This window comes from Oculatella sp. LEGE 06141, assembly GCF_015207605.1.
Lineage (GTDB): Bacteria > Cyanobacteriota > Cyanobacteriia > Elainellales > Elainellaceae > Oculatella.
Map to the genome: position 1 here is coordinate 13576 of NZ_JADEWO010000004.1, position 12371 is coordinate 25946.

The 12371-nt window shown below is 50.0% G+C and carries 12 protein-coding genes; 7 read left to right on the forward strand and 5 right to left on the reverse strand.

All coding sequences use genetic code 11. The features are described from left to right. Window positions 1-58: 58 nt before the first annotated feature. Window positions 59-1531 (reverse strand): CHRD domain-containing protein, encoded by a 1473-nt coding sequence (locus IQ268_RS04275; RefSeq protein ID WP_193875910.1) that lies wholly within the window; start codon window positions 1529-1531, stop codon window positions 59-61. Between the two features lie 471 nt (window positions 1532-2002). Between IQ268_RS04275 and IQ268_RS04280 the strand changes: the two genes are divergently transcribed. The 4 genes from IQ268_RS04280 (at window position 2003) to IQ268_RS04295 (ending at window position 5406) form a co-directional block, all read left to right on the forward strand. Then, window positions 2003-2161, forward strand: coding sequence for a hypothetical protein (locus IQ268_RS04280; RefSeq protein WP_193875912.1), 159 nt, complete (start codon window positions 2003-2005; stop codon window positions 2159-2161). A gap of 454 nt (window positions 2162-2615) precedes the next feature. Next, window positions 2616-3350, forward strand: a complete 735-nt coding sequence (locus tag IQ268_RS04285; protein WP_193875914.1) for a trans-aconitate 2-methyltransferase — start codon at window positions 2616-2618, stop codon at window positions 3348-3350. 250 nt (window positions 3351-3600) lie between these two features. Then, window positions 3601-3816 carry a hypothetical protein gene (locus IQ268_RS04290; RefSeq protein WP_193875916.1) on the forward strand — a complete coding sequence of 72 codons (216 nt, stop codon included), beginning with the start codon at window positions 3601-3603 and terminating at the stop codon, window positions 3814-3816. Between the two features lie 162 nt (window positions 3817-3978). Then, on the forward strand, window positions 3979-5406 hold the full coding sequence (locus tag IQ268_RS04295; RefSeq protein ID WP_193875918.1) for a TIR domain-containing protein: 1428 nt from the start codon (window positions 3979-3981) through the stop codon (window positions 5404-5406). 152 nt (window positions 5407-5558) lie between these two features. Here the strand turns inward: IQ268_RS04295 and IQ268_RS32740 are convergent, their stop codons facing one another. Together IQ268_RS32740 and IQ268_RS04300 are read right to left on the reverse strand one after the other, a co-directional pair. Further along, the gene (locus IQ268_RS32740; protein WP_255527142.1) at window positions 5559-5690 is read right to left on the reverse strand and encodes a hypothetical protein; all 132 of its coding nucleotides are present in this window, start codon (window positions 5688-5690) and stop codon (window positions 5559-5561) included. Between the two features lie 585 nt (window positions 5691-6275). Beyond that, window positions 6276-6662 (reverse strand): hypothetical protein, encoded by a 387-nt coding sequence (locus IQ268_RS04300; RefSeq protein ID WP_193875920.1) that lies wholly within the window; start codon window positions 6660-6662, stop codon window positions 6276-6278. 315 nt (window positions 6663-6977) lie between these two features. Here IQ268_RS04300 and IQ268_RS04305 point away from each other — a divergent pair, with 315 nt between their 5' ends. Further along, the gene (locus IQ268_RS04305) at window positions 6978-7556 is read left to right on the forward strand and encodes a DUF4231 domain-containing protein (RefSeq protein ID WP_193875922.1); all 579 of its coding nucleotides are present in this window, start codon (window positions 6978-6980) and stop codon (window positions 7554-7556) included. A 76-nt stretch (window positions 7557-7632) separates the two neighbouring features. On the opposite strand, the gene IQ268_RS04310 is transcribed toward IQ268_RS04305, so the two are convergent. Next, complete coding sequence (locus tag IQ268_RS04310) at window positions 7633-9144, reverse strand: aldehyde dehydrogenase family protein (protein ID WP_193875924.1); 1512 nt, start codon at window positions 9142-9144, stop codon at window positions 7633-7635. Window positions 9145-9486: 342 nt separating this feature from the next. Here IQ268_RS04310 and IQ268_RS04315 point away from each other — a divergent pair, with 342 nt between their 5' ends. Then, window positions 9487-10821, forward strand: coding sequence for a glutamine synthetase family protein (locus IQ268_RS04315; protein WP_193875926.1), 1335 nt, complete (start codon window positions 9487-9489; stop codon window positions 10819-10821). Continuing rightward, window positions 10821-11942 (forward strand): amidohydrolase family protein, encoded by a 1122-nt coding sequence (locus IQ268_RS04320; protein WP_193875928.1) that lies wholly within the window; start codon window positions 10821-10823, stop codon window positions 11940-11942. The genes IQ268_RS04315 and IQ268_RS04320 overlap by 1 nt, the downstream gene beginning before the upstream one ends. Before the next feature lie 28 nt (window positions 11943-11970). Here the strand turns inward: IQ268_RS04320 and IQ268_RS04325 are convergent, their stop codons facing one another. Next, window positions 11971-12147, reverse strand: coding sequence for a hypothetical protein (locus IQ268_RS04325; protein WP_193875930.1), 177 nt, complete (start codon window positions 12145-12147; stop codon window positions 11971-11973). Between the last annotated feature and the right edge of the window lie 224 nt (window positions 12148-12371).

Consider the following 12371-nt stretch of genomic DNA (forward strand, 5'->3'; position numbering starts at 1 on the left):
CGGACGGATGTGGTAAATAGAGAAGCAATGTGCGGGGCGATCGCCCCATTAAACGGTTCTAGACAAAATCTGAGGCTGTAATCGTATTGGCTCGCACACCAATTAAACGGGCTAACTGGTCTTGTCCATCTCTAATCAAAGTATTGCGACCTTGTTGAGAAATCGTGAGGCTGCCAAACTGCAACCCATTGGTTAGAGCCATGCGATCGTTGCCTTTAAAGTCTGTAACGATGTTGAGTCCGTTTCCTTTTCTCAACACAAATACATCGGCACCCCCTTTGCCCGTTAGGGTATTCCTGCCTAGACCACCATCGATCCTGTCTTTGCCAATACCGCCATCAATGACATCGTTGCCACCTAGCCCTCGAATGACATCATTTCCGGCTAACCCCTTCATGACATCCCTGCCGCCTGTTCCCACCAGTCGGTCATTCCCTTTGGTGCCCGTAATGGCATCCTTTGCGCCACCTTGTTGCTGCGATATCTGAAGTTGTCCTCGAACTTCACCTCCCGGGTTGCGGGTGGTATGGACGTTCCAATAAAGCCCAACATCCTGGTTTGGTGTTGCGCTTTGGATTTCTCCCACGAAGTTGCTGAGCGGCAGGGTCGAAGCATCCGTTTGCTCCCAAATGCCGGATAGGGTCACAGAGTTGTCGGCATTTCGGACAATCTTGAAGTCATCGGCATCCTGGTTGGCCGCTCCCGCCTGAAACAGACTGAGCGCAACAGGACCATTGACACCGCGATCGCCATCATGAATATGAATTAGCGTCACATCATCACTGGTATCGGGAGTGAACGGTGTTGTTCCCAGAACTCGACCAAAATCAACGCCAGATACCGTCAGGCTGTATCTCAGCGCATCGCCTGCTGCATTCAGTGCCAGAGAAGAAGAACCCGTTGCCCTGGAAGTATTGGGCGGAACCTCCTGAGTGCCGGTCAGCGAAGCAGACAGGTTAACTGGCTTCGAAGGCTGAAGCTGTCCTCGAACTTCACCCCCTGGGTTGCGGGTGGTATGGACGTTCCAATAAAGCCCAACATCTTGCTTGGCTCCACGAATCTCGTTTGCGAAGTTGCTGAGCGGCAGGGTTGAAGCATCCGTTTGCTCCCAAATGCCGGATAGGGTCACAGAGTTGTCGGCATTTCGGACAATCTTGAAGTCATCGGCATCCTGGTTGGCCGCTCCCGCTTGAAACAGACTGAGCGCAACAGGACCATTGACACCGCGATCGCCATCATGAATATGAATCAGCGTCACATCATCGCTGGTATCGGAAGTGAACGGTGTTGTTCCCAGAACTCGACCAAAATCAAGACCAGATACCGTCAGGCTGTAGCTGAGCGCATCGCCTGCTGTATTCAGTGCCAGGGAAGAAAAACCCCTCGCCGTAGAAGTATTGGATGGAACTTCCTGAGTACCTGTCAGCGAAGCAAACAGCGGAACAAAGCTGGTTCCAAGAGCAACAGGAAAGGGAGTGGTACCCTGACCGGGCGCGTCGTGAGTGTGGTTTGGATCTGTGCTGGGTGACATGGAAACTTCCTACCTTTTCAAGCTGTACGTTAGAAGGTAAACAGACGAAATTGTCAGAAATTGCTATTCAAGTCTCAGTTGTTTGCAGCAGAAAATTTCTACCCAACAACCATTGAAATGACAACTGTTCGATTCAATGAAGACACCTCAAAGCGATCGCTCAAGATGATCACTGTGAAACACCCATCAATTGCTCGATGCAGATTCAGGTTAGAAACGAAAACACTTTCGGCTCAAGCAGGTAGAGACGCTACATTCTTACGGTGATGAGAGCTAAATGCATAGAACAGCTATATCAGCAGTGCAATAGTTGCGTGAACAATGAAGGCGGTAAATGCAGAACTGTAGACTAACGCTTAGGCTGTTTTGCTCAACTTTCTTGCTCAACATTGTTCCTATTCGCCCCACAGTCTAACAGATCCAACAAGATTGGCAACAGTTACGCCCATTTGATGCTCAAACCGCTCAGCAATGCCCAAGATTCAATACGTTGCGGTGCCGTTCTGCGGTAGTTGGAACACGAAAGCTACATTGGTTCCAGTTAGCTTTATCGCCTCTCCAACTCTCTCCACTACCGACTGGAACCTGTGGGCAAAGTATACGTCAGCATTGCTGGGTGTGGCTGAATAGACATTGCTGGACGTATGAATATGGAGCGGTTATGGCTTTGAGCGTTCCCAAATTTCCTAAAATCAAAACTTTTCAGAATTGAGTATTCAAAGCTCGTCTCTTTTTCATAAATTACAGCCATTTTCGTTTGCATTCACCACATCTCAAACCCTATACCCCGCACACCCATCTTGGCGAGACTGTGGCTTACTCGATTGAGAACTGCTGTATCTTCTCTCCCGTTTGTTAAGCAGCTTCAAATCTCGCTTGTAGTTCATCAACTCCGTTCTCTTCTCTCAAATCAAGAGACTACGTCTGACCGCTTTGACCATGCGATGCACCTGAACGTCATACTATTATTGGTTGAACCACAAAGATGTATACGGCTCACTCTTTAGTAAAGTCGGTACACTCCAGTGATTGATGAGATGCGATCGTTAAAAAAATCTGCGAAGTAATTCGTTGGAGAGCAGTAATGGAAAAGTGGTACAAGGAAGATCTTGCGTACATTCATGATGTTGGACATAGTGACTACGCTCTCAAATCTGCTCCTGGTATCCTCGAAATTCTAGATCAAAACAGTATTCGAGAAGGACTGGTAGTAGACTTGGGCTGTGGAAGCGGGGTGTCAGCGTTAGAACTTACCAAGGCTCATTATCATGTTCTCGGAATCGATATTTCTGAGTCCCTCATTACTATTGCTCGAACTAGAGTCCCAAACGCTGAGTTTCGAGTTGAGTCCCTCTTTAAAGCTCACATCCCGACTTGTAGTGTTGTTATTTCAATTGGTGAATGTTTTAATTACCTGTTTGACGCAGATAACAATTGGCAAACGTTAGTTCAACTCTTCAATCGCATCTACACCGCATTGATGCCGGGGGGCGTTTTTATCTTTGACATTGCAGAACCAGGTCAAGTGCCAGAGGGCTATAAGACCAAAAGCTTCACTGAAGGAGACGATTGGATGGTTCTTGTTGAGAAGGAGGAGGATCGAGAGCAGTCAACGTTGATGCGTCGCATTATTACCTTACGAAAAACGGGTATACATTACAGGCGAGATGATGAAGTACATTATTTACGTTTATATAGAGCAACAGATATTGCTGAAAGACTTGGTCAAGTGGGTTTCCAAACTCAAGTGATGAATAGTTATGGTCACTATGAACTGCCAAAAGCCCATACGGCCTTCATTGCACGCAAGCCAATGTGACAGTGTTTGACTAATGCGAGGCGGATTGCAACCCCTTTTGGGGATCTCAAGTGGTTCTATATATTGACCTGCTCTTGATGACCCAGGCATTGTTATCAGTTCTGATAATACTGAATAGACTTTGAGGTTAGATTATCAGCAACGCCGCTTTTTCGTTAGTAAGCTTGATTTCGTGAGAGGTGCTACCCCATATCTCCTCAACGCTAATTCTCCTGTGCTTCGGCTACGCTTCAGCCTGTGAGAGCGCGGTTTGAGCATAGTCGAACCGCCTTCACGGCTCACGTCCAGGCAAACCCTCGGCTCAAAACGCTGCTTGAGGGCGATCGCCAATCCTTCGTCTGCGCCATTAATCATCGTAAATTCTGGAGAAGCCCTTTGTGCGGTTGAAGCTAAAACTGTCTCAACCGAAACCATTGCCCTTGGTATTCAATTTCATCTATCCATTCGCAAAACGCTATTACCATAGAGTTTGTTTGTGAACGTAGCAAACGTGCTACAGTCACTCCTCGAAATCCCCGGAACTGGAGGGTTAGCGCCTGTGTCAATTCAGCAGAGAGCGGTTTGAGTGCCCTCAGCCCCTTGAGAACATCCTTATAGACCGTAAGTGTCCGTTTAAGCAGGGATGCGTATGAACAGCACACCAGCATCTGTTAATCAACAAAGTAGCCATGATGGTTCCAGGCTTCGCCTGGACAACGAAATTTTTATCTCGTATTCTCGCAAAGATCAATCGTTTGTTAAGACATTAGACGCGGCATTGCGGCAGTTGAATCGTAACCCCTGGGTAGATTGGGATGACATTCATAAAGGAGAAGAATGGTGGGCTGCGATTCAACGGGGCATAGAGGGAGCCAATACATTTATCTTTGTAGTGTCTCCCGATTCAGTTGCCTCATCGGTTTGTCGAGATGAAATTGAACATGCGGTCAAGCATAACAAGCGGCTGCTGCCAATCCTGCGACGAGAAGGGTTTGCTCCAGAGCAACTGCACCCTGCGATCGCCAGTCACAATTGGCTGTTCTTTCGGGAAATAGAGGCGTTCAATTCAGCTTTTAGCGAATTAATTCAGGCGATCGACACGGATCTGGATTACGTTCGTGCCCATACGCGATTGTTGGTACGGGCGATCGAATGGCAAACCAAAGCACAAAATCAAAGCCGGTTGCTGCGGGGTATTGATTTAGACGAAGCTAAGCAATGGCTGGTTCAGGGCAACGGTAAAGACCCACAACCAACGGCTCTGCATGTTCAATACATTGAAGCCAGTCTTCAGGCTGAAACTGCTCAGTTGCGGGCACGGCAAAAAGCTAAGTGGATCGTTAGTTTAACCACCGTTGCTGTCAATATGGTGCTGGTTATTGCAGGATGTTCGTGGTTTTACAACTATGTCACCGAGCAGTCGTGGCAACGAGTGCAGGAGAATTTAGAGAGTGCTTTTAAAGCCGGACTGATTGGTATTGACGGAGACGACTTTGAAGAACTGTCAGACCTCGATGATGACGGTTCTCCAATGGATAGCGAATATTATCAGGAACATCAAGATTGGCTGCATACAGTTCACGCCGCTTTTCCTCGTGCTGTCCTGCGAACCTACATCCAAGCAGAGGCGGCCAATGAAATTATTTGGATTGGGGATAGCTCCAGAGCAACGCAGACTGTGGGCATTCAAGCTCTCGGCAGTTATTCTACTCAATTTAATACAAGCTACTCTCCGAACTATGGCAAACCGCGAGAACTAGAAGATATGTCCTTATCTGCGCTTGGGACGCAGATCAGCGAAGCTGTCAACATTGTGATTACACAACCCTACACGGATGAATTTGGCACCTGGGTTTCAGCCTATGGCGGGCCAATTAGAGACTCGGATGGAGAAGCCGTCGGTGGATTAAGGGTTGACTTCAGAGAAGACTACGTGAGGCAAGTCCAGCAAGATGCCCGCCAGGGCTTGATGGTGATTTATGTTATTAGTTTTATTTGGCTACTGCTGCTGAGTTCCATTATCCTGCGGGTTACACGTCCCGCTGAGGATAGGTTAACACGATCCCAGCGGCAATAACTTTACTCGTTTGCTGTGGAACCTGGATAGAAAAGCGATCGCCTTTGCCAATACCATAGGACAACATGAGCACAAGGCCGTGTGCCTATCAGGTTAGTTGGTGGCGGGCGATCGCTTCAATGGCTGACTCAATCACTGACTAAACTCAGACGTTACTTTTGGCTGGCGGTTTTATTGCCCCAGGCGATTGTGGCTCGTACCAAAAATACACCGACGGTAAGGGTGCCAACAATTACCAGCGTGAGGATAAGCGTCAGGGGCGTTAGCGTTGTTAAACTGTCCATAATTATCGGTTTGATCCAAACATTGCCTTTTGAGATTAAAAGTTATGCTCCGACTTTCCCTCTTACATAAGTAGGATCAATGGCTAAGAGGGTGTCTGAGAATGGCTCAACATTCTAAACTAGCCCCCTAAATCCCCCAAAATTGGGGGACTTTGAAACAGAATTGATTCGGAAGTCCCCTAACGTTGGGAGATTAGGGGGCGGTTCGAGTTGGAGCTTAGCACTTTAAGACATCCTCTAAGGAGTATTCCTGCCATGCTACCGAAGGTAATATCTCCACCTAATCTCTAACTAAAGGCAGAAGCGAGGTTGGCAGTAAATTACCCGCAAAAGAATAAACGGCGTTGCTGAATCATTGACGGTTATGAATTCGTCCCACAGCGTTCAACTTTAGACGTTCCGAATCTTCAAAGCTCATCAGAATGATGAGGTGTAGAGAGCGATCAGAGCCATGACTGCATTAATCTGTGCGGATATGGTTGCCGATCGCCCCTTAACAAATAGCCCCACTCATCTGGCAGTGAGTGGGGGTTAGGAGGGAGACAAAGCGTATCGCTAGTGAATCATTGAGATGATCACCGTTTATTAGCGATTTAAGGTACTGTCGCGTTCGCTATCAAACCGCTCGGTCAATCGGTTCAAGCCTTCGTTGAACTCATCCTGGTGGCGATCGGTCAGCCGATAGAGTCCACCATTGAAGGCATCTTGGTGACGATCAGACAGGTTCGTTTCAGTGGTTAGCCCCTTGTTCAGGTTGTCGCGATAGGATTCACTAAAGCGATCGGTCAGCCGATAGAGTCCACCGTTGAAGGCATCTTGGTGCCGATCAGACAGATTCACATCTGTCGTTAAGCCTTTGTTTAAGTTATCGCGGTACGAATCGTTGAAGCGCTCGGTGAGGGCTGAAGCGGGAGCACTGGCGATCGCAGATAAAGCAACAACAGACAAACTAGCAAGAATAAGGCGTTTCATGGTTTTAGCTCCTTCGTTCCTTTTGTGAGATGCAGGGGTTTCCTGGCTTGATTACTAGAATGCGCCTGAAGCCTGAACCTCACTTGAACGGCAACTGAGAGCAAGCTAATCCTTGGCTGAGAAAGCTGAGAAGGGCGATTGCCTTCTGCAAGTATGCCGGGAGAATCGTGAACCAGTGACTATAATCTGGCTAGCCCTGAGGATTGAATAGCAACCAGACAGGGCAGTCGTTTGGCGACAGAATAGTACCGTTCAGCTTTAAAAGTCTGCTATACAAAAGCTGAGGTAAATTGATGCGCTTTGGTAAAACGGTCTATGGTCAGGTGGCTTGGATTCAATCGTAAGAGGGAGCGAGCGCAGGCCTATGCGAATGGGCTAAAGCAAGACTTCAACAACCTGATTGACGAATTGAAGCTGGAGCCGTTGCAAACGCGATTCCTCAAGTCTCGCTGGCTCGAACAGGTTTTGTGGATGGAAGGACGCGCCGCCTACTGCCGCGATCGCTACTATAACCTGCGTTTAATGACCATCATTGGTGGTGTCCTTGTTCCAATTTTGGTGACTCTACAGGCAGACAGTGCAACAAATATCAATTATTTTTTTCGAATTGGGGCGATCGGTTTAAGCGGTTTAGTCGCCGTTAGCTCAGCGGTCGAAGAGTTTTTTCACTATGGGGAACGCTGGTATCATTACCGCCGAACGGTGGAGTCACTCAAGGCAGAAGGATGGCAGTTTTTTCAATTGAGCGGTATCTATCGCCCTTACGCGGTACAGGGGCACAGTGCTGCTTTTCCTCTCTTTTCTGAGCAAATTGAGGACATCATACGCCAGGATGTAGACATTTATGTAAATCAAATGACACGAGAAAAGAAAAAGGAAAAGTCAGAATCATAGGTTGCTCAGTGGGACTGGGGCAGTGATGGCTGGCTCAATGCCCCAGTGACATCCAGCGATCGCTCAATCAATCGATTTAAAGCGGATAGGTTCGTGGAGAATGCTGAACGGTAATCCAATGATCGGTAGTAAACTCTGCGATCGCCCAGTCGCCCCCAAAACGACCAATTCCACTATTCTTCTCGCCACCGAAGGGAGCATTGGGGAGATCATTGACCGTCTGATCGTTAATGTGCGTCATGCCCGCATCCATGCGTTGGGCAAAGCGGAGTCCACGTCCCTCATCACGGGTAAAGACTGCGCTCGCCAACCCATATTCTGTGTCATTCGCAACCTGCAGCGCGTCTGCCTCATTGCGGACTTTGATGATAGGAGCGATCGGGCCAAATAACTCCTCCTGAGCAATGTTCATTCGATTTGTGACCTCTGCAAAGACATGAGGTGGTAGCATCAACCCATCTGGATCGCCACCCAGCAATTGACGCGCACCTTCCTGCCGCCCATTTTCAATGTGCTGGAGATGAGCATTCAACTGGGCTTCATTGATGATGGGGCCGATATCAGTATCGGGGTCGTTTGGGTCGCCTAGCTTCAACTGACGGACGCGATCGACAAAGCGATCGACAAATTCATCATAAACATGCTCATCAACAATAAGCCGATTGGTACTCATGCAGATCTGGCCGGAGTTCAAAAACTTACCAAACACAGCCGCATTGACTGCAAGCTCCAGATCAGCGTCGTCTAATACAACCAGTGGACTGTTGCCGCCCAATTCGAGCGAAGCCCGTTTCATGATCGGGCTGGAGACTGCCAACTCGCCAATGTGTCGCCCCGCTTTCGTCGATCCGGTGAAGGTAACGACGCGCGGAATTGGGTGGCTGACGAATGCATCTCCAATCTCGCGGGCTGGCCCCGCTACAACGCTAAGCACACCGGGTGGAAGTCCCGCTTCTTCAAAAATCTTGGCAAAGATTAGCCCTCCCGTAACAGGCGTATTTGAGGGGGGTTTTAGCACCACCGCGTTGCCCAGCGCCAAAGCAGGAGCAACCGATCGATTGGCAAGATTGAGGGCAAAGTCCCAGGGGCTAACCACTGCCACCACACCCACTGGACGGCGATAGACGCGGCTTTCTTTACCGGGGATATCAGACGGAAGAATGCGTCCCTCAACCGCATAGGGAGCAAAAACGGCCTGTTCCATCACATCCCGTGCCGCCTTCCATTCCAGCATGGCTTTTTTGCGTGGGCTACCGGCCTCCCGAATAGACCATGAGATAATCTCATCCTGACGGGCATCCATGATGTCGGTTGCACGACGCATGATGTGCGATCGCTGACTGGGTGGAGTGTCTGCCCACGCCACTTGAGCCTGTTTCGCCTCTTGATACGCGTCTTCGAGATCACGTTGATTCGCCGCTGCAAGTTCCATAATCACGGTTTGGTGATATGGATTAATTGGTTTCAGTTTGTGTTCAGAGCGGCCTGTAACCCATCGCCCACCAATGAATAAGCGATCGAATCCGGTATAAGGAGTGGGTGAGTTGGCCGTTGAATCAGTCGTTTTGTTTGGGGTCGTTGCTGTCATGGAAAGTCTCCTGAGCAGTTTTCGGGCGGATACCGTCGATCTAAGAAGGGGATCAATCGGCAAGTCGTACCGAAACCTGAATAGTCCTAAATAGCTATGGACTTTCGTTTTAGCGGCGATCGCGGTTCTGCTTCATCTACCTTATGGTTCGAATGAGGTTAAAGAGGACGGTTCATGAGCGGATGAGCCGTCGGATTGGAGCGATCGGCGTTGGAGAGGAGCGATCGCCCCAATCTGGCATCATTTCATAGAGTCCTCCTGTACAATCATTCCATCCCAGGAAGCAGAACCGTCCATTCTGGTTTGGTTCTCTGTGTCTCAGTTCCTCATCCCCTTTTCCCTATGGAGACCGATCCGTCTGTCTATCTCCAAAAACAAGGTACTCAATTTGTGCGCGTCCTCTGGTGCGACAACGCCAACGTCATTCGGGGTAAAGCGTTTCATACGAATTTTCTAGCAGACCATTACCAGCATGGAGTCGGCATTTCGATCGCTCAACAAGCCATTCCAGTGATGTATGATGCTGTCGCTCCTGGCAGTGGTTTGGGGCCTGTGGGTGAAGTATGGCTGGTACCCGATTGGTCTACCTTAAATGCCCTGCCCTATGTTCCCGGTCATGCACGAGTAATGAGTGATATGCACCTGGCAGGCGAGCCTTGGGCGTTGTGCCCACGCGGGTTCCTGCGGCGGATGATTGCTCAGGCCGCCGCCGAGGGGCTGCAAATCATGGCGGCCTTTGAAAATGAATTTTACTTATTGCAGTTCACCGCAGACGGCATGTTTCCTGCGGATGATACGGTGTTTGCTTCTACCCTGGCGATGGATCTGAATCATGCCGTGATTGGAGCGATCGCCAATGCGCTGTTAGCTCAAAACATTCCGGTCGAGCGCTACTATCCCGAATCTGGCCCCGGCCAGCACGAAATCGCAATTCGCTACACCCACGCAATGCAGGCGGCAGACTGGCAAATCGCTTTTCGAGAAACGGTGCGGGGCGTAGCGCTTCAGCATGGATTACGAGCTTCATTCTTACCCAAAATTTTTGCTGACAAAGCCGGAAGCGGCTGTCATTTGCATTTGAGCCTCTGGCGCGATGGTCAAAACCTTTTACCCGCTGCGTCTGGAACAGGAGACCTCTCGCCGATCGCCCGATCGTTTGTTGCCGGAATTTTAGCTCATCTTCCGGCATTGATGGCGCTTACGGCACCCAGCCCAAATTCCTATCGGCGGCTTCAGCCCCACTTTTGGAGCGGTGCCTATCGCTGTTGGGGCATCGATAACCGAGAGGCGGCGGTCCGGGTACCCAGCAATCCGCAACCGCCCAGCCCCACGCACATTGAGTTAAAAACGGTGGATGCTTCTGCCAATCCCTATCTGGCTCTGGGTGCGGCGATCGCCGCCGGATTAACAGGGATTCGGCAACAGCTTGATCCGGGCGACCCGGTGAGCATTGACCCAGGTTTCCTGCCTGACCTGGAGCGGCAGCGACGGCAGATTGACCGTTTGCCCGACTCGCTAGGGCAGGCGATCGCTCACCTGACCCAGGATGATCTGTTGCTGCAAGCGCTTGGCGCTGAACTGGCTCAAGCTTTTCTGGCGGTGCGTACGGCTGAATGGCAAGCGATGAAAGGTATGGTACTCGAAGAAGAAATTAAGCTATTGCTAGAGCGGTATTGATGGAGCTAACCCATATTCCAGCGATCGATCAACATGCCCACAACCTGGTGCGCTCGGAAGTGGCAACCACCACACCTTACAGCGCTGCGTTCACTGAGGGCTATGCGGCTGAAATTCGCGATCGCCATGCTCGCCACACTCTGTGCTACCGTCGCAGCGTACGGGATGTGGCGACTCTGCTAGACTGTGAGCCAACCGAAGCGGCTATTCTGGCCTGTCGAACCCGGCTTGGCTTAGATACCCTGACCGATCGCTGTTTTAATGCCGCCAACCTGAAGTCGATCGTGCTGGATGATGGCTTTCTGCCCGATCAGATCCTGCCGTTGGCATGGCATCAGCAGTTTGTGCCCACCCACAGACTGTTGCGGGTAGAGTGGTTAGCCGAACAACTGATTGCTCAGGTCAATCGGTTTGAGATTTTTCTGGAATGGTTTCGCAGTGAACTGAACCCACCGCCCGCCGGAGTGGTGGGTTTTAAGAGCGTGGCCGCTTACCGTACCGGACTCGACATTCAACCGATTCCATGGGAGGTGGCAGAAGATGCTTTTTATGACCTCAAATATCGGTTCCCAGATGCGCGTGTGCGGCTATCCAATAAAGCTCTAATCGATTTTCTGGTTCATCAAACGCTGGCGATCGCCGCCCAGTACCAGCTTCCGGTACAGTTTCACACGGGCTTTGGTGATCCAGACCTCGACTTGCGGCTCGCCAATCCGCTGCATTTGCGACCCGTACTGGAGGAGCCGCTCTATCGGTCGGCACCGATTGTTTTACTTCATGCGGCCTACCCCTTTACTCGCGAGGCGGGCTATTTGGCCTCGGTTTACCCTCAGGTCTATGTCGATTTTGGTCTGGCTGTGCCGTTGCTGAGCGTAGCAGGAATGCGGCAAACGGTGCAGATGCTAATGGAACTCAGCCCGACGAGCAAGTTGATGTATTCCTCGGATGCCCACTTCATTCCAGAACTCTATTACCTGGGAGCAAAATGGGGACGCGAAGCGCTGGGGCAGGTACTCGATCAGGCGATTTGCGATCGCGACCTTACGGTACAAGAGGCTGAGGCGGTGGCGATCGCTATTCTTCACCAAAATGCGACTGACCTCTATCCCATCGAGAGTTAGTCTGGTTTTAAGGCAGTCAATTATTCTCTTAGCTGTTGGCAAGCACCGATGTTGCCAGTACGGGAACTTCTATTTGGATATTGCGAGACTTCGAGAATTGAACCACAGAGAGTCCATCGGCTGACGCGGCGATAAAGGCGAAGGCAATGGTGATCGCCAGGGCATTCAAAAAGGCATTGATGGGGGAAGAGGAGTCAAGCTTCATAGGAGTGGCTGAGCAGTAGGGGGTGAACTGTCGCGATCGCCTGAGACAACCCCATCTTATTCAACTTTTTTAGGAACTCCAATGGTTCAACCGTAGGTTTACTGAAGTCTCATTAGAGATTTATATTTCTTGAAAGTTTAGTTAAGTGATACTACGTAAGTTTCTCAATTGAATGCTGTTTAGCTGGATGGCGGACTGCTGAAAGCCCTTGAGAGAAAAAATTT